The organism is Moritella sp. 28, from assembly GCF_018219435.1.
Classification (GTDB): Bacteria; Pseudomonadota; Gammaproteobacteria; order Enterobacterales; family Moritellaceae; genus Moritella.
Map to the genome: position 1 here is coordinate 4,412,871 of NZ_CP056121.1, position 21,997 is coordinate 4,434,867.

At 39.7% G+C, this 21,997-nt stretch carries 19 protein-coding genes and 1 riboswitch; of the genes, 7 read left to right on the forward strand and 12 right to left on the reverse strand.

Features of this window, described 5'->3' with window-relative positions:
• Positions 1–3: 3 nt before the first annotated feature.
• From proB to gpt, 3 genes are all read right to left on the reverse strand, one after another.
• A complete protein-coding gene (gene proB / locus HWV02_RS19575) occupies positions 4–1,107 on the reverse strand; it encodes a glutamate 5-kinase (protein ID WP_211689196.1) in 1,104 nt (367 codons plus the stop codon).
• 186 nt (positions 1,108–1,293) lie between these two features.
• Positions 1,294–1,704: a sigma factor-binding protein Crl gene (gene crl, locus HWV02_RS19580; RefSeq protein ID WP_211677449.1), complete on the reverse strand. Its 411-nt coding sequence runs from the start codon at positions 1,702–1,704 to the stop codon at positions 1,294–1,296.
• A gap of 226 nt (positions 1,705–1,930) precedes the next feature.
• Complete coding sequence (gpt, locus tag HWV02_RS19585) at positions 1,931–2,392, reverse strand: xanthine phosphoribosyltransferase (protein ID WP_211677450.1); 462 nt, start codon at positions 2,390–2,392, stop codon at positions 1,931–1,933.
• A gap of 325 nt (positions 2,393–2,717) precedes the next feature.
• Here gpt and HWV02_RS19590 point away from each other — a divergent pair, with 325 nt between their 5' ends.
• The 3 genes from HWV02_RS19590 (at position 2,718) to HWV02_RS19600 (ending at position 5,284) form a co-directional block, all read left to right on the forward strand.
• Positions 2,718–4,175 (forward strand): aminoacyl-histidine dipeptidase, encoded by a 1,458-nt coding sequence (locus tag HWV02_RS19590; protein WP_211689197.1) that lies wholly within the window; start codon positions 2,718–2,720, stop codon positions 4,173–4,175.
• A gap of 150 nt (positions 4,176–4,325) precedes the next feature.
• Positions 4,326–4,766, forward strand: a complete 441-nt coding sequence (locus HWV02_RS19595) for a phosphoadenosine phosphosulfate reductase (protein WP_211677452.1) — start codon at positions 4,326–4,328, stop codon at positions 4,764–4,766.
• Positions 4,767–4,879: 113 nt separating this feature from the next.
• A complete protein-coding gene (locus HWV02_RS19600; RefSeq protein WP_255550550.1) occupies positions 4,880–5,284 on the forward strand; it encodes a hypothetical protein in 405 nt (134 codons plus the stop codon).
• Between the two features lie 60 nt (positions 5,285–5,344).
• Here HWV02_RS19600 and HWV02_RS19605 read toward each other — a convergent pair whose 3' ends face one another.
• Genes HWV02_RS19605 through HWV02_RS19615 form a run of 3 tightly spaced genes read right to left on the reverse strand, consistent with a single transcriptional unit; the run spans position 5,345 to position 9,580 of the window.
• Positions 5,345–6,106: a phosphoadenylyl-sulfate reductase gene (locus HWV02_RS19605; RefSeq protein WP_211689198.1), complete on the reverse strand. Its 762-nt coding sequence runs from the start codon at positions 6,104–6,106 to the stop codon at positions 5,345–5,347.
• Entirely contained in the window at positions 6,099–7,787 is a 1,689-nt protein-coding gene (gene cysI, locus HWV02_RS19610; protein WP_211689199.1) for an assimilatory sulfite reductase (NADPH) hemoprotein subunit, read from the reverse strand. Before cysI ends, HWV02_RS19605 begins: the two co-directional genes overlap by 8 nt.
• Positions 7,787–9,580, reverse strand: a complete 1,794-nt coding sequence (locus tag HWV02_RS19615; protein WP_211689200.1) for an assimilatory sulfite reductase (NADPH) flavoprotein subunit — start codon at positions 9,578–9,580, stop codon at positions 7,787–7,789. Before HWV02_RS19615 ends, cysI begins: the two co-directional genes overlap by 1 nt.
• 243 nt (positions 9,581–9,823) lie before the next feature.
• On the opposite strand from HWV02_RS19615, the gene HWV02_RS19620 reads away from it, so the two are divergent.
• A complete protein-coding gene (locus HWV02_RS19620; RefSeq protein WP_211689201.1) occupies positions 9,824–10,597 on the forward strand; it encodes an enoyl-CoA hydratase in 774 nt (257 codons plus the stop codon).
• Between the two features lie 269 nt (positions 10,598–10,866).
• Positions 10,867–11,217, forward strand: coding sequence for a DUF3802 family protein (locus tag HWV02_RS19625; RefSeq protein ID WP_211677457.1), 351 nt, complete (start codon positions 10,867–10,869; stop codon positions 11,215–11,217).
• A gap of 83 nt (positions 11,218–11,300) precedes the next feature.
• Here HWV02_RS19625 and ilvN read toward each other — a convergent pair whose 3' ends face one another.
• The 5 genes from ilvN to HWV02_RS19650 all read right to left on the reverse strand — a co-directional run bounded on the left by ilvN (position 11,301) and on the right by HWV02_RS19650 (position 17,900).
• Entirely contained in the window at positions 11,301–11,795 is a 495-nt protein-coding gene (gene ilvN / locus HWV02_RS19630; RefSeq protein WP_045109012.1) for an acetolactate synthase small subunit, read from the reverse strand.
• Complete coding sequence (locus HWV02_RS19635; protein WP_211689202.1) at positions 11,792–13,519, reverse strand: acetolactate synthase 3 large subunit; 1,728 nt, start codon at positions 13,517–13,519, stop codon at positions 11,792–11,794. The genes ilvN and HWV02_RS19635 overlap by 4 nt, the downstream gene beginning before the upstream one ends.
• A gap of 369 nt (positions 13,520–13,888) precedes the next feature.
• Positions 13,889–15,520, reverse strand: coding sequence for a bifunctional diguanylate cyclase/phosphodiesterase (locus HWV02_RS19640; RefSeq protein ID WP_211677459.1), 1,632 nt, complete (start codon positions 15,518–15,520; stop codon positions 13,889–13,891).
• A 220-nt stretch (positions 15,521–15,740) separates the two neighbouring features.
• Complete coding sequence (locus HWV02_RS19645) at positions 15,741–17,549, reverse strand: long-chain fatty acid--CoA ligase (protein WP_211677460.1); 1,809 nt, start codon at positions 17,547–17,549, stop codon at positions 15,741–15,743.
• A 201-nt stretch (positions 17,550–17,750) separates the two neighbouring features.
• The gene (locus HWV02_RS19650) at positions 17,751–17,900 is read right to left on the reverse strand and encodes a 2-isopropylmalate synthase (protein WP_067048546.1); all 150 of its coding nucleotides are present in this window, start codon (positions 17,898–17,900) and stop codon (positions 17,751–17,753) included.
• Positions 17,901–18,147: 247 nt separating this feature from the next.
• Here HWV02_RS19650 and leuA point away from each other — a divergent pair, with 247 nt between their 5' ends.
• Positions 18,148–19,713: a 2-isopropylmalate synthase gene (gene leuA, locus HWV02_RS19655; RefSeq protein WP_211677461.1), complete on the forward strand. Its 1,566-nt coding sequence runs from the start codon at positions 18,148–18,150 to the stop codon at positions 19,711–19,713.
• Between the two features lie 20 nt (positions 19,714–19,733).
• A complete protein-coding gene (gene leuB / locus HWV02_RS19660; RefSeq protein ID WP_211689203.1) occupies positions 19,734–20,831 on the forward strand; it encodes a 3-isopropylmalate dehydrogenase in 1,098 nt (365 codons plus the stop codon).
• Positions 20,832–20,991: 160 nt separating this feature from the next.
• On the opposite strand, the gene HWV02_RS19665 is transcribed toward leuB, so the two are convergent.
• On the reverse strand, positions 20,992–21,282 hold the full coding sequence (locus HWV02_RS19665) for a PilZ domain-containing protein (protein WP_211673069.1): 291 nt from the start codon (positions 21,280–21,282) through the stop codon (positions 20,992–20,994).
• 563 nt (positions 21,283–21,845) lie between these two features.
• A riboswitch (TPP riboswitch) is annotated at positions 21,846–21,960 on the forward strand.
• Positions 21,961–21,997: the final 37 nt, after the last annotated feature.

Sequence of the window (21,997 nt, forward strand, 5' to 3'; positions counted from 1 at the left end):
TCCTTAAAATAAAACTAAATCATCGCGATGTATGGCAACAGCACCGTAACCGTAACCTAACTTACTTTCGATATCACACGAATGACAACCCGCGATCGCGGTTAACTCATCGCTGGTATAGCGACAGATCCCACGACCGAGTAATTTTCCTTGTAATGTTTGCAGCTGAACAACATCGCCACGTTTAAATGTTGCTGATACTTCGGAAATACCTTTCGGTAATAAGCTACTGCATTTTTGTGTCACCGCATTTACCGCACCGTCATCAATAATAATGACTCCCGATGGAGGAGGACCAGCAAGAATCCATTGCTTACGACTTTCTAATGGGCTTATATGCGAAGGAAATAAAGTGCCGACTCGTTTGCCTTCAGCAACGCGTAGCACAACATCTTCAGCAACACCTGCTGCAATAACAACATCAATACCTGATCGGCAAGCAATTTCAGCCGCTTGTAACTTAGTGGCCATACCACCAGTGCCTAAACCGCCGACAGTACCTCCTGCTAACTGACGTAATTCATCGTCGATAACATCAACAACTTCAATCAGCTTAGCATCGGGGTTGTTACGTGGATCAGCTGTAAACAAGCCTTCTTGATCAGTTAACAGCATTAGCGTATCCGCATTCGCTAAAATAGCCGCAAGTGCCGATAAATTGTCATTATCACCCACTTTAATTTCAGCTATAGCGACCGCATCATTTTCATTAATAATCGGTACAATTCGATTATCTAGCAATGCTCGCATGGTATCGCGCGCATTTAAAAATCGTTCACGATCATCCAGATCTGCACGTGTTAACAGCATCTGGCCGACATTTAAGCCGTAGATATTAAACAGGCTTTGCCAAATAAAAATAAGCTGACTTTGACCAACAGCGGCCAACATTTGCTTATTTGCCATGGTGGGGGGCAATTCAGGAGCACCTAAATGTTCACGTCCGGCAGCAATAGCTCCTGACGTTACAACAATAATATCATGCCCTTGTTTGTACAATTGCGCACATTGACGAACCAATTCAACCATGTGTGCACGATCTATTTTCGCCGTGCCACTGGTTAATACACTGGTTCCTAATTTCACCACTATGGTTTTCTTAGCCATTTAACTCATTCTCGTTACTAACTTAACAAGTATTTTGACCTGAGAACTGAATTTATACAATAGGGAAAGCTGGATAGGCGGGGAAAGTACAGCGAAATACTGTACTTTTATCCGATCCAACGTGGCATTTATTATCAAACAGAAGGATCAAGTACGATTAGCAGAAATAAAGATCTAAACAACCCGTTAGGCCGCTGATAAAATAAGGGTCTTAGCCAAAATTAACGAAGGTTTTAGGTTCAAAGTTAATTGATCGGTTAAACAAACAGATAATTTTTCATAGAATTGATTTAGCGACTGGGTAACGTCATGCTGATAAGTGTCAGGTATCGGTGCTGCAACCCACTCACCCAGTTTGTTATAAATACCAAATTGATAATGATATTCAAACGTATCACTAACTAACTCCATCTCTAGCCACCATCCATAAAACTCACGACATTCAGGTTCAATCTCAGCATCAATGCAAATGCTAAAACAATCAAAATAAAAAGAGGTGGGCCGGCAGTGATGTTCTCTTAAATAAGGACCAAGTGCATTTAAAATACGAATACGTTTACGGAAATAGATCAGATCGGGGTCATTCAGTATTGGCATAATGATTATCTCTTATTTGTTTTTCGTGATAAATTAAGAGTGATAAAGGAGTATCTCTAAATGTCAGGAAGAACTGTTAAGCATAGCTAACAATCAATAGCGGTCAAATTATAAATCTAAAATAAATGTGTTTTGAAGAATATAATATCGATAAATGGCAGCGTTGAGATTCACAACGCTGTTTAATAACAAGAATACAGACTGACGTATATCCTAGGTAGTTTAATTAACCTTGTTTGCAGATTGGTTCTACAAATTCAATCGCCATATCCCAAGGTAACTCAATCCAAGTATCTTGACTAATAGCAGTAACAAAGTAATCCACTAAATGCTCGCCAAGCGGCTTCGCATAAACAGTCACGAATTTAGCTTTAGGGTACATTTTACGAATTGTTTTCGCTGTTTCACCACTATCAACTAAATCATCAATGATGATAAAACCTTCACCGTCACCCGGTGCAGATTTTAATACCGTCATATCACGCTGATGATCGTGGTCATAACTTGAGATACATACAGTATCAACATGGCGTAAGTCTAATTCACGCGCAAGAATAGCTGAAGGCACTAAACCACCACGGCTAACCGCAATAATACCTTTCCACTGTGTTGCAGGAAGCAGCTTACGAGCAAGTTTACGCGTATCACGCTGTAAATCATCCCAAGATACTATAAATTTATCACTCATTTAACCAACCTCTATATACACTTAGCGAACGAACTAACGTGTAGCTATATAAAATCATCAACGAAGGGTTTATGTACAAAAAAGCCCTGATTTGTACACTCAATTTTCAACCCGTAAAGATACCAGTACTTGACCCGCAGGACAAGTTACTAGCTGCTAATCACCCCTTATTGAGCATGATAAAACGACAACTTGTTTACGGTATCGCAGAACCACAGATTAACACAGTACATTTGGCATATTCCTCTTTACTATCTCAATAAACTGGAACATCCTTTGTATCACGCTAAATATAATGATTAATTCCAATTAAGGAGCTACCCAAGTGGCAAATTTAAGTAATTTAGAACCGCAAATTGTCTGGAATATTTTTGAGCAAATGTGTGCAAACCCGCGTCCTTCAAAGCATGAAGAAAAAGTATCGGCGTGGATCCAACAATTAGCGAAAGATCATAGTATTGAGTGTAAAGAAGATAACGTTGGCAACCTTATTTTACGTAAAGCGGCTACCGCAGGTATGGAAGACCGTAAAGGCGTCGTATTACAAGCGCACATGGACATGGTTCCACAAAAAAATTCTGACTCTAAGCATGACTTTGTTACTGACCCTATCGACGCTTATGTTGACGGCGAATGGGTGACAGCCCGTGGTACAACATTAGGCGCTGATAATGGTATTGGTCTAGCAGCAAGTCTTGCGGTTATCTTTTCAGACGATATTGAACATGGTCCTCTTGAAGTTCTCGTAACGATCGACGAAGAGGCTGGCATGACTGGTGCATTTGGTCTTGAAGCAGGCTGGTTAGAAGGTGAGATCCTACTAAACACAGATTCAGAAGACGAAGGCGAAGTTTACATGGGTTGTGCTGGCGGTATCGATACAACAGTGTCTTTCCCTATCGAACGTGAAGACACTCCGACGGATCACCAAACATTTGAAGTATCTATTTCTGGCCTAAGAGGTGGTCACTCAGGTGTTGATATTCACCTCGGTCGCGGTAACGCCAACAAATTATTAGCTCGTCTTTTAAAAGAAGCTGGTCGCGATATGGGTGTTCGCCTTGTTGAGATTAACGGCGGTTCACTACGTAACGCAATCCCACGTGAAGCTTTTGCAGTTATTACTGTTGCACCAGCACAACGAGAAGAGTTTAAAGCGTGTTTAGAATTCTTTGCTAAAACAGTTAAAAAAGAGCTTATAGCGACAGAACCTGATTTCTCAATCTCACTATTCCCAGTTCCAAATGAACCAACAGTGATGACTCAAGATTGCCAGACTCGCCTTATTACTGCACTTAACGGTGTATTCAATGGTGTAATGCGCATGAGTGATGAGATTGAAGGGGTAGTTGAAACATCATCTAACCTTGGTGTAATTCAATCACGCGGTAAAACAGTACATATTCAATGCTTGATCCGTTCTTTAGCTGACTCTTGCCGACTTGATGCACAAGAAATGATCGCATCGGTATTTGAACTTGCGGGTGCCAACGTGAAATTTGACGGTGCTTACCCAGGTTGGAAACCAGATACTAGTTCACCAGTGATGCAGATCATGCGTGATGTATATGAAAAAGAGTTTGGTTCTGTACCAAAAATCATGGTTATCCATGCAGGTCTAGAATGTGGTTTATTCAAGACTTCATACCCGGCCATGGACATGGCCTCATTTGGCCCAACGATCTGTTTCCCACATTCTCCAGATGAGAAAGTGAACATCAAAACAGTAGGCATGTTCTGGAAATACTTACTTGCGATCTTAAAAGCGATCCCAGCTAAGTAAGCTAAAACACGCTATATCGATTGACTCATTTATTTTGAGCCTTCGTACCGTTATCACAAAGCCAAGTCTCGCACTTGGCTTTTTTGTAGCTAACATACTAATATAATTTCAATATCGTCTTCTTACAAAGTCCATTAATGGTGTACGCCTATGAATGAGATCCTCGAACTGCAGACCAATCAAGTTTCTTTTATCAGTGGCTTAATGGCAGGTTTTTCTTTATCCATCGCCGCGCAGATCATACGTAGCCACCGAAAAAGCATCTATAGTACCATCACCCTACTTATGTTTACCCTGACCTCCTTGTTATTTGTTGTCGCATTGTATATCGATGTGCGTTTAAGTATTGAAGTCGCGACCATTACTGCTTTTTCGGTTCCTGTATTAGAACAAATTAGTCAAGTTCGTGCTATCGGCACCACCTCTGCAAGTATTGCACTGTTTCTATTTATTATCGCTATCGGCATGCTTACCTGGTTACAAGGTAAAGTCGCTGGAATATACGGTACACTGCTCGCTTTCATTACAATGATGTTAGTGATCATTGCGAAATACAAAATTGATGCTATAGCCCAATTACTTCATAAGTAATTGATACTCATATCACCGTTAGTACATGTATACCGATTGAGGGATGACGCAGATAGGCAATATTTGCTACAATTTAGTTATGTAATCGATCCTATTGAAAGAATAAGCGAGTGATGATGAAAAAAATACCCATTTTAATAATCAGCCTAGCAAGTTGCTTTTCGACATTCGCAGTTCAAGCAAATAGTGCAAGTGACACATGGGATGCCTCTAAAGAAGCCATGGGAGAAGCATGGGATAAAACCAGAGAAGCAACCAATAAAGCAATGGAAGCCGCGAAAAGTAAAACGGAAGAGCTATTAGAAAATAGTACGGATAACAGCGATGAGTGGTTCGAATCCTTAAAACAAGGTGCAGAGTCAGGCTGGGATAAAACCAAGAACAAAATAGAAGAATTGCAAAAAGAATTAGATGAATCCAAAAAATCAGCATCAGAAAAAGATGAAGAAAAAGAGACACAATCAACACCAGAAGCAGCGCCGGTTGATAACGCAACGCCTGAATGGCAAAAAGCTTAGTTCTAACGAATCAGAACTAAGCCTTATTAACAACCAAGCGATATCAGTGGCAGCTTGAACTTAAATTCCGCTACCACCCACTTCATCATTTTCTTCATGCAGACCACACTCACGCTTCAAACCAAAGAAGCGTGTTTCTTCTTCCGTCATCCCTGGTCGCAGCGGTTGTGACGTATGCATATCACCGACCGAAACATAATTCTGTTCCCACAACGGATGATAATTCAACCCGTTATTTTTCAGATAATAATGAATTTCTTTATTGGTCCAATCAATAATAGGCAAAAATTTAAAACAACCATTTTGAATAGACAATACCGGTAATGCTTCGCGACTTGATGACTGACTACGGCGTAATCCAGAAAACCACACTTGCGCGCCCAACTCTTTAAGTGCGCGCTTCATTGGTTCTACTTTATTAAGCACATTATATTGCGTGATCCCTTCAACACCCTGTTCCCATAACTTACCATAACGCGACTCTTGCCAAGCAGCTGATTGTGGCGCAGTATATATTTGTAAATTAAGGTTTAACTGTTGAGTTAACTCATCAATAAACTGATAGGTTTCAGGAAATAAATATCCTGTATCGGTTAAAATAACCGGAATATCAGGCTTAAACTGTGTTAATAAATGTAAACATACAGCGGCTTGAATGCCAAAGCTCGATGACAATACTAACTTGTCCCCCAACTCAGTGGCAGCCCAGTCGACACGTTGTTCTGCGGTCATCTCCTCTAGCTGAGCATTAACCACTGCTAAAGCAGCTTTCTGGCTCGCCTTATCTAATGTTAATAATTCATCTAGGTTCAATCTAGCCATGGAAATCTCTCGACGCTATAATCACAGGTTTAATCACTTCACGACGTACCACAAAATCACCGAAACGTTCGTCTGGTAATGCATTGGTTGCCCATTCAGCAATTAATTTATCAAGAATCGTTAAGATTTCAATTTCACCAATATTCTCACGATACATCTTGTTTAAACGCATGCCGTTATTCTTCGCGCCCAAATACATATTGTATTTACCCGGACCTTTACCAACGAAGCCAACTTCCGCTAAAAATGGACGACCACAACCATTGGGACAACCCGTCATACGCATCACAAAGTGCTCATCTGGAATACCATGTTTTTCGAGTAAGCCTTCAACCTTAGTGACCAATGATGGTAAGTAACGCTCTGCTTCAGCCATCGCTAATGCGCATGTTGGTAAAGCCACACATGCCATTGAATTTAAACGCTGCTGACTTAACTCATCTGAATACAGACCATACAAACGTGCGAGACGTTCGATTTGTTCTTTATCCTGCTCTGCTACACCGGCAATAATTAAGTTTTGGTTTGCAGTCATTCTAAAATCACCTTGGTGAATTTTAGCAATTTCAACTAACCCGGTTTTAATCGGATGTGTTTCGGTATCAACGATGCGGCCATTTTCAATAAATAGGGTTAAATGCCATTTATTATCAACGCCTTTAATCCAACCAAAGCGATCACCACGGGTAGTAAATTCAATTGTTTTTGGTGCTTCAAACTTAATACCTGAGCGTGATTCGACTTCTGCGCGGAATTTATCCACACCGTTATCTTCAAGTGTATATTTCAAACGAGCACGTTTACGATCAGTACGGCAACCCCAATCACGTTGTACTGTTAATACCGCTTTCGCGATTTCAACTGCATCTTCTGGTTTTACAAAGCCAAAATCATCGGCTAAACGCGGGAAAGTATTCACATCACCATGCGTTGTCCCCATACCGCCACCAACTAAAACATTAAAACCAGCTAGCTTACCGTTATCACCAACCGCTACAAAGTTTAAGTCATTAGCGTGAATATCCACGTCATTATGTGGCGGGATAGCAACTGCAATCTTAAATTTACGCGGTAAGTAAGTAGGTCCATACATAGGTTCAGCTTCATTACTATGCACTTTTTCACCGTCTAACCAGAGTTCTGCATATGCATTGGTGTCTGGTAATAAGTCATCACTTAAACGAATTGCCCATGCATAAGCTTCTTGGTGTAATGCTGACTCCACTGGATTCGGCGTGCACATGACATTACGGTTCACGTCACCACAGGCAGCAATCGAATCCAAGTTCACCGAGCCTAATGCTTGGATCAATGGCTTCACTTGCGGCTTTAAAATACCATGGTACTGAAACGTTTGACGCGTCGTTAAACGGATACTGCCATAGATAGTTAAGTCACTAGCAATACGATCTATCTCTAGCCATTGCTCAGGACTGCAAATACCACCTGGTACACGCGCTCGTAACATAAAGCTATGACGAGGTTCTAACTTTTGTTTCTGTCGCTCGGCACGAATATCACGATCATCTTGCTGATAAAAACCGTGGAATTTCGTTAATTGCATATCATCATCTGACAGTCCGCCAGTGATTTGATCCGCTAAACCTTCAGCAATGGTACCGCGTAAAAAATTACTTTCTGTTTTAATGCGTTCATTAACCGCTAATTTCTTGTCGCTCATCAGTAAACATCCCTCTGATAACGTTTATTTCGACGTAGTTCAGCGACATACTCTTCTGCTTCGCTACGCGCTAATTTACCTTGCTCTGCTACAACCTCGATCAATGCTTCATTCACATCTTTCGCCATTCTATCGCCATCGCCACAAACATAAATATGTGCGCCTTGTTCTAACCAAGCATACAACTCTGCGGCATTTTCACGTAAACGGTCTTGCACATAAATTTTCTCAGCCTGGTCGCGTGAGAACGCCACATCCATCTTCGTCAATAGACCCGATTTCAAGTAGCCCTGCCATTCAGTTTGATACAAGAAGTCATCAGTAAAATGTTGGTTACCAAAGAATAACCAGTTATTGCCTGCAGCTTCACGTACGTCACGTTCTTGTACAAAAGCACGAAATGGCGCAATTCCCGTACCAGGACCAATCATGATCACAGGTGTGTCATCATTACTTGGTAAACGGAAGTTATCATTGTGTTCAACAAAGACTGCAACCTCGGCACCTTCTTCAAGACGCTGAAGGAAACCAGAAGCACCACCAATGCGTTGCTCACCACTTTGCTGATAATCAACCACAGCAACGGTTAAATGTACTTCGCCTTCCGCTTCATTAGGACTTGAAGCGATTGAATAAAGGCGTGGGGTTAACTTGCGTAAACCACTAATGAGTTGCTCTGCGGTTAATTTTGCTTTCTTTTCATCAATCACATCTAAGATTTGACGACCATAACAATAGTGACGTAATGCTGTTTTATCATCGAGTAATTTAGCTAATTTTTTCGAACCCGATATTTCAGCATAAGCCTGAATGAAACTAGGATAACTCTGAGTTAATTCGAAACGATGAATCAGTGCATCACGTAAGCTTTCTGTTTCATTAGTCACAGTAACAGTTTGTGTACCATCTAATTCCAATTGGTCTAGAATAGCGTCAACCAGGATGGGGTCATTCTTAAACCAGATCCCTAATGCATCACCCGCTTGGTAATGAATGCCAGAATCATCTAATGCAATTTCAACGTGACGAATATCTTTACCAGAAAAACGCCCCGTGATTTTTTGATTCACTAATAATTCGGTTTTAAATGGCTTCTTTTTAGAATATGTATTAGCAACATCAGTCGTGGCTACAGCAGCAACCGGGGCTGCAGATGTGGCTTCTTTTAGCGTTGCTTTCACAGCAATAAGCGCCAATTCGCTCCATGTTGAAACTGCATCATCATAATCAACATCGCAGTCTGCACGAGGGACTACAGCCTTAGCGCCAAGGGCAGCTAAGCGTTCATCAAACTCTAATCCAGTTTGGCAATAAAATTCATAACTTGAATCGCCTAATGCACAGACACTGTATTTAAGTTCAGGTACTTTAGGCGCTTTCTTAGACGCTAAGAACTCATGAAAGGTAACAGCATCATCGGGGGCTTCGCCTTCACCATTGGTACTTGCAACAATCAGTAAGTGCGATTCAGTTTTCAATTCTTTGGCTTTATAATCCGCCATATTCACAAGTCGGGCAGTAATGCCTTGTGCTTGTGCTTGTTCATAAAGTTCTTCCGCTACACCTTTGGCATTACCGGTTTGTGAACCAAATAAAATAGTCACACATTGAGCAGGTTGAGATACCGCTCCTTGCGCCTGTAATTGACCCCCAGATGCTTGACTTATCCCTGCCAAATACCCACTGACCCACGCGGTTTGCGTCGGAGACAAATCATTAAGTGCTAATTGCAATTGCGATAACTGCAGTTCACTCAATGGACTCGTCAATGATGATAGTTCCTTTAATAGCATATTACGGCTTCCACTGTGCTGAATTAATTAAAGGTTAACGACTGTTAAGGATAACCACAAAGAATAAATAATGATTTTTTATTCCATTTTGTTATATAGAAAATGCTTTGTTTGTGTGTGCATAACAAATAAATCACAAGCTTCATTAACATTGGCGCTACCCTAAATTAACATCATGGGTTCAATTAAACTGGTTTACATGGCAAAATAGTGGTTTATAGATACCATTAGCAGGATGATAAAATGGCAACTTATTTACTAACACAGTTAAATGAACAAGGCGTATTAACCTTGACCCTTAATCGATTAGATAAGCTCAATGCATTTAATAGTGCATTTTATACTGAGCTAACCGAGGCTTTTAACCAGGCCGATACCAACCCTGCAGTGCGCGTAGTAATTCTTAAAGGCTCTGAAAATTGTTTCTGTGCGGGTAATGATATGGCCGACTTCATGAACGGCATGGATTTTTCTAAAGACCAACCATTAGTGCAATACATGCTCGCCTTATTACACTTTTCCAAACCAGTTATTGCAGCAGCGGCGGGTCCTGCTGTTGGTATTGGTACGACAATGTTAATGCACTGTGATCTGGTTTATCTTGCCGATAATACTGTACTTCGCTTACCATTTACAGATCTTGCAGCAGTGCCAGAATACGCCGCAAGTCTGATATTACCCCGAATTGCGGGTCATCAGCGAGCATCTGAAATGATGCTGCTTGCCGACAAGTTTGATGCACAAACAGCATTAGAAATTGGTCTTGCCAATAAAGTATTACCTGCGAATGAATTATTTTCTATGGCCGAAAAAAGCGCCTTAAAGCTCGCAGCTAAAGCGCCAGCTTCATTACGTAACACCAAAAAATTAATGAAAGCTGAGTTAATTAGCCAGATAGAAAAAGTGATCCATATTGAGTTAGCCCATTTCTCTACAGCGCTTGAAAGCGAAGAATCAAAAGAAGCAGTGAATGCATTTATGCAAAAACGTAAACCGGATTTCTCACGATTCAATTAATCGTGCAGCTTAATACCTATTTATAGATATTAATTTAATCACTAACAAATACAGCTTTAAATAAGACAAAAAATAGAACAGAAAATTACGCTTTGTTTTCTGTTCTACTTTACCTCTCGAGGTGGTCAGCGCATAATTAAGCCTTATACATGTTTATATTCCAATGAATATTAACAACCTACCTTGAGTTGTTAATTATACCCCCGCTTTTAGCGGTATATATACGGTGTAATAGCATGTCATTCTTATATCTTACGCGGTAAATAATTATGATAACAAACAGTGATGGTTATATTCAGCTTATCCATTTCTTAGCTGACAATTTAGCTATTTTTGAAAACCATAGCCAACAGAGCACTTCAACAACAGATACGATTGGGGATATTTTTTCTGAACATATCGCAAGTAATACTATGGTAGTTTGTAATCAGCATCAGCAGCTTACTGAAAAGCACCGCTTTGTTATTATCCGTGAAATAGACGCGATTGTCGGTGATTTAGAAGAAGTATTATCAAGTGCTTGGGATGTACCGCCAAGTAATGAACAAATGGCATTTATCGAAGAGTTTGTAGGTTTAATGAAGAATCTATTTGATAGTGAAATATCTAAATTAGTATAAGTGTCCTAACATATTAAATTAAGCTTAATAAAAAGCCAGCTCATATTATATGCGCTGGCTTTTATAGTTATGATAACGCTATATTATGCTTTTAAACAGCGTTCGCCACGTGCGATACCACAAACACCACTTCGAACCACTTCAACAATCTCAGTATGCGATGCTAATGTTTCGATGAAAGCATCAAGTTTGTCGCTATCACCCGCTAGTTGCACTGTGTATAAAGAATCTGTGATATCAACAATTTGACCACGGAAAATATCTGATGTGCGCTTCACTTCTGCACGAACAAAACCTGCTGCTTTTACTTTAATAAGTAATAGCTCACGCTCAATATGCGCACCTTCAGTCAAATCACTCACTTTTAATACATCAATCAGCTTATTTAATTGCTTCATGATTTGTTCAATCACAGCACGGTCACCGTTCGTGACTAACGTCAAACGTGATAATGTTTCATCATCTGTCGTTGATACAGTCAGAGATTCAATGTTATAACCACGTTGTGAGAACAGACCAACGATACGTGACAAAGCACCCGATTCATTTTCTGTTAATATTGAAATTATACGTCTCATGATGTGGTTTTCTCCGTCTTACTTAAATACATATCGTCCATTGCGCCATATTTAATTTGCATCGGATATACATGTTCTTCTGGATCAATAATAATATCCATGAATACAACACGATTTTTATTTTCTTCCGAGAAGCACTCAGCAAACGCTTTATCAAGATCTTCAGGTTTACTCACCTGAATACCAACGTGATGATAAGCTTCTGCTAATTTAACAAAATCAGGCATTGACTCCATATAAGAATGAGAATGGCGGCCATCATAGAACATTTTTTGCCACTGTTTTACCATGCCTAGCGCACCGTTATTCAGGGTAATAATCTTCACCGCAATACCATACTGTAGGCACGTTGATAGCTCTTGAATGTTCATTTGGATAGAACCATCGCCAGAAATACAGCATACAACTTTTTCTGGGTGTGCAATTTTAGCCCCCATAGCAGCAGGGAAACCAAAGCCCATCGTACCTAGGCCGCCGGAGTTGATCCATTGACGCGGTTTATCGTATGGATAATACAAAGCACCAAACATCTGATGTTGTCCAACATCCGACGCAATAATAGCTTTACCATCAGTATGTTTATATAAAGCTTGAATTGCGGCTTGTGGCTTAATTGATGTGCCAGTCTCATAACTTAGGCATTGCTTAGTACGCCAACCATCAATTGTTTTCCACCACGTACCACGTTCTTCCTCATTAGCAGTGACCTGCAGTTCATCAATAATGTCTAACATCTGCTCAACAACCACTTCGATAGAGCCAACAATTGGAATATCCGCTTGGACTGTTTTCGAAATTGACGTTGGATCGATATCTACATGAATAATTTTTGCTTCTGGACAAAATTTATCAATTGCATTCGTCACACGATCATCAAAACGTGCACCTAAACAAATAATAAGGTCTGAGTTATGCATCGTTTTATTTGCTTCAAACGTACCATGCATACCTAACATACCGATATTTTGAGGGTGTGTACCTGGGAATATACCCAGCCCCATCAAAGTGTTCGTTACTGGCAGATTTAGCTGTTCAGCAAATTTAAGTACTTGCGCTTCAGCGTTGGCAATCACCGCACCGCCACCAACATACAACACTGGTTTTTTCGCTGTGGCAATTGCTTTAACCGCTTTACGTATTTGTCCTTTATGACCCAATTTAACCGGGTTATATGAACGCATAGAGACGCTCTCAGGGTATTTGTACGGAAATTTCAATAACGGGTTTTGTGTATCTTTTGGTAAATCAATCACCACAGGTCCAGGACGACCTGTTGATGCGATATAATATGCTTTTTTGATTGCATCAGGAATATCAGCTGCGGTTTTACATAAAAAACTGTGTTTTACGACAGGACGAGATACACCCATCATGTCAGTTTCCTGAAATGCATCGTTACCGATCATTGACGTAGGAACCTGACCTGATAAAACAACAAGAGGAATCGAATCCATATATGCTGTTGCAATACCTGTAATACAGTTTGTTGCACCTGGTCCAGATGTAACAAGGACGGTACCAACTTTCCCTGTTGAACGTGCATAACCATCTGCAGCATGTACTGCAGCTTGCTCATGACGCACTAAAAAATGTTCAATTTGACTTGATTCGAATAACGCATCATAAATATCAAGAACAGAGCCACCAGGATAACCGAAGATATGCTCAATACCCTCATCTTCCAGTGAGCGGATTACCATTTCGGCACCAGACAACATTTCCATAAGCAGGCCCTCCCGGCCCATATCCTAATTCTAGTTTGACAACTGTCCACATTGTAACAAGTTGGTTACAAGTTTAAACTTCCCATTGAATTAGATTTAACTTTATTTTTATTGGTTTATTTATTGAAATTAACAAAATAAAATCATCTTTAAAAGTGATATGAGAAATTAAATATCAAAAAAATTCATTATCATCTCTAATAACGATATATTTCGGTCTTAAATAAGGGAGATACAAAGAATAACAACCAGTTAAGCAACTGATTTTAAATAATAAAATATGTAAATCAAGATGTTGACCATGTAATAGCATCGCTTAATGTAAAAACAACCCACTTAAAAAATAACTAAACAATGAAAGGTATTTAGTTATGCCGATGGTTGCTCAATCATTTCAATGGCCGTATTTTCATTTCGGTTCGCCAACCACATATTTAATGTTGATAATGACATCGGTTTTGCGTACCAATATCCCTGAACCTTAGAGCAACCTTGTTTTAACAAAAATTCAGCTTGCTCGGGTTGTTCAATGCCTTCACCGAGTAATTCTAGTTTTAAAGCGTCACCCATCGCACAAATACCTTTGACGATATTCTGACTACGCTCAGAATCAACGACACCTTCGATGAAACTGCGATCGAGCTTAATACCATGAAATTGAAATTTGTGTAGATAGCTAAATGAAGAATAACCGGTACCAAAATCATCAATCCATAATTTAATACCTAAATTATTTAATTCACGTAATACACGTAAATTATCACTGTCCGCATTCATTAATGTTGTTTCAGTTATCTCAAAATGGATCTGACTCGGTAATAATGAGTAACAAGCCAAAATACTTCTAACATTATGTACAAAAGCACGGTCAGCCAACTGCTGCGGCGCAATATTAATGGCAATAAAGTAATCCGGATTATTGACCTGTAATAACGATAAATCACCACAAACCTGCTTAATAATCCACTGTCCCATAGGCACAATAAGACCGGTTTGCTCTGCAACAGGAATAAAGTCATCGGGTGGTACCAGGCCTCGAACCGGATGATTCCAACGAATTAACGCTTCAAATCCCAGTTCCTTTTCTGTGGCGATATCAATAACGGGTTGATAATAAATTTCAAACTCTCCCTTACTAATCGCCGTATTAATCTCTTGTTCTAGGTTTACTCGATACTCTAATTCTCGCATGTATTCCGGTTTGAAAAAGGCAACGCCATGCTTTCCAGACGCCTTTACTTTGTACATTGCCATGTCAGCTTTTCTCAGTAATGCATCGCTACAAGTACCATGTTCAGGACTGATGCTGACACCAATACTGACACCGATAGAGATACTCTCACCAGACAACTCAATTTTTCGGCGAATATTTTTCAGCAGTTTGTTCAGGATAGGCGCGATATCATCGGCTTCTGAAATACCCATGATGAGAATAGCAAACTCATCGCCACCAATACGAAAAATATTGGTCTTATACAAAGTAGGTTGTGGTGTGTTATCTAACGATAATTTAATACGTTGCGCTATGATTGCGATAACTTGATCGCCCACTTTATGGCCTAATGTATCATTGATATTTTTAAGATCATCTAAATCCAGAATACATAACGCAATCTTACCTTTTCCTTTAACCATACTGGCATCAAGTCTTTCTAAAAATTTAAATCGATTCGCTAACCCAGTTCCGCGATCTAAATAGACCGATAGGTCCAGCTCTACAAGTTGCCCTTGTAGGTTGTGTAATTCCGAATTTACTTTCCGCAAAGTCCGCTTATAAACACACACCACACTAATAACACTGGCAAACGCGATAATAATAAGTGAACTCGGAATACGCATCGTCACATGGTACAGTTCTAATAAAAAGAACCAGGCAGTATCACTGGAAAACGTTAAAATATAGAGACAAAAAAACAGCGCAAGTAAGCCACCTAATACAATTACGGTGAATAATACTTTACGCCATTGATGTGAAGAACTTCTGGTATTAAGCCTGTTCATATTAGCACTATCCATTGTTACCAATCTGCTTACCCATATTGAGTTAATATTAGTCTAGATAAATAACAATGGTGTGAATAATTTACGAGGCTTAGCAAGAAATAGTCGAAAGTGTTAGAGCAATAAATATTACTCAGTAATAAATGTGAGCAAAAATTAATACTCCCGTTGTAAGCCACTAAAAATGTACAACGGGATTGAGCATGAGAAATGTAAACACTTAAGGCTTTACATTTTTCCCTTTCTTAACAGTGCCATACATACTTTCAATCAAACTACTATAACGCTCCTGAATAACTTTACGTTTTAATTTAAGTGTTGGTGTTAGCTCCCCCTTTTCATTGGTAAAAGGTGATGCCATCAACTTAAATTTCTTCACTTGCTCAAACTTAGCCAGCTCTTTCTGCATCTCTTTAACACGTTCATCAAGTAACTCGACGATCTTGGTATGCTTGAGTAATTCAACATAGGATTCATATTTCAAATTAAGCGTTTTAGCATGCTCTTCAATCGCTTCTTGGGCAGGAACAATCAACGCAGATGTATATTTTCTTGCATCTGCAAATACGGCCACTTGCTCAATGAACCGGTCACGACCTAACGTACCTTCAATTAACTGAGGGGCGATATATTTACCGCATTCAGTTTTCATTAAGTCTTTCAAACGGTCTGTAATATATAAGTAGCCATTTTCATCAATCGCACCTGCATCACCTGTTTTTAACCATTCACCATCAAATGTTTTTGCTGTTTCTTCTGGTTTATTAAAGTAACCGCGCATTACCGTCGGACTTTTTATCAAAATTTCATTTTCATGACCCAATTTCACTTCAATGCCTGGTAAAATCGACCCGATAGAGCCTAATTTAAAGTCTTTAGAATAACAGCTAACTGTAGCAACAGTTTCTGTCATGCCATAACCGTATTTAAGATGAATACCGATTGCTTGGAAGAATAAATTAACTTCATCATCAAGTTTTGCCCCTGAACAAGGGAAGAAACGTACCTTACCACCAAATACTGCGCGTAATTTGGTGAATACTAATTTATCGGCAATTGCATGCTGTAATTTCAATAACGGTGATACAAACGTACCGGCTTGTTGTGCTGCAAAGCGCTTCTTACCAATAGCCACAGCCCAATGAAATAATTTTTTACGTGCCGCGGGGGCATTTTCAACTTTATTCATCATCGTAGTATGAATTTTTTCATACAAACGAGGCACCGCACACATCACTGTAGGCTGGGTATCCGTTAAGCCTTTTTGGATTCTTGCTGGATCTTTAAGATACGTATTTTCAGCCCCCCAGAATAATGCGTTAAACGTCCAAATACGTTCAAACACATGACTTAATGGCAAGAATGCCAATGAAATATCATCTTCTTCTAAACGTGTTTCCGGCTCATTCACTGCCAATGCAGCTTGAATGTTGGCATAATCAAGCATCACACCTTTCGGCTCACCAGTGGTACCTGATGTATAAATTAACGTAACAAGATCATCGTTTTTTGCATTCTCAATACGATAATCTAATGCTATCGATGATGAACTACCAGGGGTGAACGCCAGCATGTCGGCATAGGCAACCACGCGGGGATCATCGGGTAAAGTGACCGTTGAAGAAAAAACAATAAGCGACTGCAGAGATTCACACTTATCCAGTAATGGTAGCGCAAGCTTTAACTCGGCCTTATCGCCAATAAACATACAAGTCATCTTAGCGTCATTAATAATGTATTCTGCTTGTGATGACGTACTACTTGGATAAAGTGGTACAGAAACAGCGCGACACTGTTGTAAAGCCAGATCTGCAATTGTCCATTCAGGTAAATTATTTGACCAAATACCAACGTTATCCTGAACTTTAAGTCCACGGTTAAGCAAGTTATTTGCAAGTCCTTCAATACGCTCGCCCATCTGCTTCCAGCTAATGCGATCCCAGCCTGTTTTAGTTTTACTTTTCAGGGCAGTTTTATCTTGATACTTCTCAATCCTTGCAAGGATCTGATTTACGAAATGCTGACTCATGTCTATTTCTCATGTTAATTCGGGCGCAAACGAACTCGGCTTACAGTTGTAAGCCCGAGAGGGTAGCTTGTAAAATGTCATTTGTAAAACAAATGAATATTTTATATCCTATTTAACACTAAAAAATCCAACAATTGCGTCATTTTAATTAAAATCGGCTCATTTCGCCGAAATTTATAACATTTTCTGCCATAAATATACCTAATGACTCGCTAGATGTGACCAGCTATCTAATGGTTCGTCACTCGCTCTTTCCACTAAGGAAATATCGATCCCCATATCCGTTAACTCTTTTAGTGTTAGGTCATCTGCAAGCTCAACCATCTCACCTTGTTCATTTTTAAATAACATATCCCACCTCATGATCAAAAACCTATTTTAAGTGTGGCATAGATCAAGAAAAGGTCTAATATTCCTACTTCATAAAGATGAAGCCTCAGAGACCAGCCTGTATATAAATTAATTGACAAAAAACAACCAAGCCTGTAAAGATTAATACATAAAATTAATTTATATATAGATGGCTATTTATCGCAACCTAATAATAATACGCGGCGCAGAAATACTCTTTTATATAACGGCAATTGAAGGATTCATAATGTCAAACCAGGTTATTATTTTTGATACGACCTTAAGGGATGGAGAGCAAGCATTATCAGCGAGCTTAACCGTAAAAGAAAAATTACAAATAGCCTTTGCACTTGAACGTTTAGGTGTTGATGTTATGGAAGTTGGTTTTCCGATTTCATCACCTGGTGATTTTGAGTCAGTGCAGACGATCGCACGTAATATTAAAAACAGCCGTGTTTGTGCCCTATCTCGTGCATTAGAAAAAGACATTGATGCTGCTGGCCAAGCGCTTTCTGTTGCGAAAGATTTTCGTATTCATACTTTCATTTCAACATCTGACATTCATGTAAAAAGCAAACTAAAACGTAGTTTTGATGATGTGCTAGAGATGGGTCGCCACGCCATTAAACATGCGCGTCGCTACACCGATGACGTAGAGTTTTCTTGCGAAGATGCAGGCCGTACCCCTATCGATAACCTATGCCGAATGGTTGAAGAAGCGATTAAAGCTGGTGCAACGACGATTAATATCCCCGATACTGTTGGTTATACTGTGCCATCGCAATTCGGCGGCATCATCACTAATTTATTCAATCGAGTCCCGAATATTGATCAAGCGGTGATCTCGGTACATTGTCACGATGATCTAGGTCTCTCTGTAGCGAACTCAATTGCGGCGGTTGAACAAGGCGCACGTCAAATCGAGTGCACGGTCAATGGTATTGGTGAACGAGCAGGTAACTGTTCATTAGAAGAAATTGCAATGATCTTGCAAACACGCCAAGATTTATTAGGTAAGACCACTAATATTAACCCGCAAGAAATTTACCGTACCAGCCAATTAGTCAGTCAACTCTGCAACATGCCAGTACAGGCTAATAAAGCAATTGTTGGTGCCAATGCATTTTCACATTCCTCAGGTATTCACCAAGATGGCGTGTTAAAATCAAAAAATACCTATGAAATTATTACTCCTGAAAGCATTGGTCTAACGCAAAACAAGTTGAACCTAACCTCACGTTCAGGTCGTCATGTTATCAAACATCGTATGGCAGAGCTTGGCTATACCGACAACGATTATAATCTTGATGAACTGTACGAAAGCTTTTTGCAACTGGCAGATAAAAAAGGCCAAGTATTCGATTATGATCTTGAAGCGTTAATCTTCTTTAATAATTTGCACGAAGATGAAGAACACTTTAAATTAGATTATCTCAGTGTTCAGTCCGGTTCTGGTGTGAAAGCAACCGCTACGATTAGCCTGATCTCACAACAAGAAACAACGGATGAGTCTTGTACAAATACTGAAGCTGCGATTGGTAATGGTCCGGTTGATGCCGTTTATAAATGTTTAAGTCGTATTTCAGGCTTCGATATCGATATCGCTAATTACCACATTACCGCAAAAGGTGAAGGTAAAGACGCTCTGGGTCAAGTCGATATTGTAGCAACCTATGAAGGCCGTAAATTCCACGGCATCGGCTTAGCCACAGATATCATTGAATCTTCGGCACTGGCTTATATCCACGTAATGAATAATATCCATCGCTCAAACGCGGTAGAACAACAAAAACTAAAAAAACAAAATCAATAATATAGAGAAGGCGGCTAAGGATGACTGTAACAAAACACAATATTGCTGTATTACCAGGTGACGGTATCGGTCCAGAAGTAATGGCGGAAGCAATTAAAGTACTTGCTGCTGTGCAAAGTAAGTTTAATTTAGAACTAACGTATAATTTTAATGACGTTGGTGGTATTGCTATCGATAACCACGGTACTCCATTACCAGCAAGCACACTCACAGCGTGTGAAAATTCAGATGCCATCTTATTCGGCTCTGTCGGTGGTCCAAAATGGGAAGGACTACCACCACAAGAGCAACCAGAACGTGGCGCATTATTACCATTGCGTGGTCACTTCAAGCTCTTTTGTAACCTACGCCCAGCAAAAATTTATGCTGGTTTAGAAAAGTTCTCGCCACTGCGTGCAGATATTTCAAACAACGGTTTTGACGTAGTCGTAGTACGTGAATTAACAGGTGGTATTTACTTCGGTTTACCAAAAGGTAGCAAAGGCGAAGGCCCTGAAGAAACGGGTTTTGATACTATGTTATATAGCCGTGCGGAAGTTGAACGTATTGCTCGCATCGCATTTGAAGCAGCGAAACTACGTGGCAATAAGGTAACGTCTGTTGATAAAGCTAACGTACTAGCAACATCTGTTTTATGGCGTAAAGTGGTACTAGAAGTCGCACAAGATTACCCAGAAGTTGAACTAGAGCATATCTATGTCGATAACGCAGCGATGCAATTGATCAAAGATCCATCGCAATTTGATGTACTGCTTTGTGGCAACTTATTCGGTGATATCATCTCGGACGAATGTGCAATGATCACAGGTTCGATGGGGATGTTACCGTCAGCAAGTATGAACGATTCTGACTTTGGTTTGTACGAACCAGCAGGTGGTTCTGCACCTGATATCGCAGGTAAAGGGATTGCGAATCCTATCGCACAAATCTTATCTGCAGCAATGATGTTACGTTACTCACTAAAACAAGAAGAAGCAGCACAAGCTATCGAGCAAGCGGTTTCATTTGTATTAGAAGAAGGTTATGCGACAGGCGATCTGCACAGTGATGCGAATACTAAACCAGTACAAAGCACGGCACAAATGGGTGACTTAATTGCCGCTAAAGTTAGTGCTTAATATTTAATATAGTAGCTCAAATTAGTCATGAACATTATACTTTTTTAATAAGGTAAATGGTTATAACGAACAAGGCCGATAGTGATAGTCACCATCGGCCTTTTTATTGGATTATCATGTTATCTGGCTTTATTTATGACTCGAATATAAATAAAGATGACTAAGTCAAACTGGTAAATTCAACACCTATTTGATAAACATCTCCGTCACTATCAACCCGTGTTACCTTCGCTTCAGCCTGTAGAGGCGGTACACGTGAATCGCCAGTCGGTAAAAAAATACTGACGCTATCATTCAATGAAAAATAGCTTTCAGGTACATCTAACGACATTCCACTGGCGCTTAAATCACGACAGATAGCGGTAACATTCTTTTCTTTATCCGTTACCTGAACCGGTGAGTCGATTAACATCCGGTGATAACTACGTCGTTCTAAGTTAGCTTTTAGCACATCAATATCCCTCTTATTGCTATAGTTTATAAATGTTCTCAAGTTATAAATAATCCAAAACTATGAATTTTTTTATCTTATTTTGAGTATAGTCATCATTCATTAACTCGGCGTTGTATAACAAGAATAATGCGATCCAAATAACTATTTGATTATAATAGTCAGCTAGCAGTCCAACATGCCTTTATCGACAATAAAGTCGATGATCTGCTGCAAGCCAATTTCCTTTTTCATATTAGTAAATACATACGGCTTATCACCTACACCCAAGAACCTCATACGCACTCAAAGAAGTGAGCGACCACAAATTCTGGCATGACTTCCCAATGTTTAGAACGACTGCGTATAAGACGAACCAATGCGGATTTAAAATCAGTTAAATTATCAGGTTCATTGATCGGTATAAGGGTGTTGTTCAAGTATTTGGGGAGAATCTGTATTTATACGCAATAATGATTTACATCACCGCCCTAAAGGACAGTGTTTTTCGTCAAAGATGATAAAATATAAGCCAATATAATTATTGTCTCTGGCTCTTTAACCTAAATAAAAATACAATGTGCGTTCACTCATCGGGGTGCTACCAGACTTTTCATTGAAAAAGTCATTGTGGCTGAGATAACACCCGTATTAACTTGAACCAGATAATGCTGGCATAGGAATGAGATTCGACCAATTGAGTCATAAGTTCTATGCTTCACATTCTAGGAGAACA

What these genes read in the sequence shown, in the direction of transcription:
- HWV02_RS19650 (WP_067048546.1), bottom strand. Translation starts at nt 17,900, where the DNA reads ATGTTATTTAAAAATGAACAAGGTGAGATGGTTGAGCTTGCAGATGAC.
- cysI (WP_211689199.1), bottom strand. Translation starts at nt 7,787, where the DNA reads ATGAGCGACAAGAAATTAGCGGTTAATGAACGCATTAAAACAGAAAGT.
- HWV02_RS19625 (WP_211677457.1), top strand. Translation starts at nt 10,867, where the DNA reads ATGATAACAAACAGTGATGGTTATATTCAGCTTATCCATTTCTTAGCT.
- gpt (WP_211677450.1), bottom strand. Translation starts at nt 2,392, where the DNA reads ATGAGTGATAAATTTATAGTATCTTGGGATGATTTACAGCGTGATACG.
- leuB (WP_211689203.1), top strand. Translation starts at nt 19,734, where the DNA reads ATGACTGTAACAAAACACAATATTGCTGTATTACCAGGTGACGGTATC.
- HWV02_RS19640 (WP_211677459.1), bottom strand. Translation starts at nt 15,520, where the DNA reads ATGAACAGGCTTAATACCAGAAGTTCTTCACATCAATGGCGTAAAGTA.
- crl (WP_211677449.1), bottom strand. Translation starts at nt 1,704, where the DNA reads ATGCCAATACTGAATGACCCCGATCTGATCTATTTCCGTAAACGTATT.
- HWV02_RS19615 (WP_211689200.1), bottom strand. Translation starts at nt 9,580, where the DNA reads ATGCTATTAAAGGAACTATCATCATTGACGAGTCCATTGAGTGAACTG.
- HWV02_RS19645 (WP_211677460.1), bottom strand. Translation starts at nt 17,549, where the DNA reads ATGAGTCAGCATTTCGTAAATCAGATCCTTGCAAGGATTGAGAAGTAT.
- HWV02_RS19605 (WP_211689198.1), bottom strand. Translation starts at nt 6,106, where the DNA reads ATGGCTAGATTGAACCTAGATGAATTATTAACATTAGATAAGGCGAGC.
- HWV02_RS19595 (WP_211677452.1), top strand. Translation starts at nt 4,326, where the DNA reads ATGAATGAGATCCTCGAACTGCAGACCAATCAAGTTTCTTTTATCAGT.
- HWV02_RS19635 (WP_211689202.1), bottom strand. Translation starts at nt 13,519, where the DNA reads ATGGAAATGTTGTCTGGTGCCGAAATGGTAATCCGCTCACTGGAAGAT.
- ilvN (WP_045109012.1), bottom strand. Translation starts at nt 11,795, where the DNA reads ATGAGACGTATAATTTCAATATTAACAGAAAATGAATCGGGTGCTTTG.
- proB (WP_211689196.1), bottom strand. Translation starts at nt 1,107, where the DNA reads ATGGCTAAGAAAACCATAGTGGTGAAATTAGGAACCAGTGTATTAACC.
- HWV02_RS19600 (WP_255550550.1), top strand. Translation starts at nt 4,880, where the DNA reads ATGATGAAAAAAATACCCATTTTAATAATCAGCCTAGCAAGTTGCTTT.
- HWV02_RS19620 (WP_211689201.1), top strand. Translation starts at nt 9,824, where the DNA reads ATGGCAACTTATTTACTAACACAGTTAAATGAACAAGGCGTATTAACC.
- leuA (WP_211677461.1), top strand. Translation starts at nt 18,148, where the DNA reads ATGTCAAACCAGGTTATTATTTTTGATACGACCTTAAGGGATGGAGAG.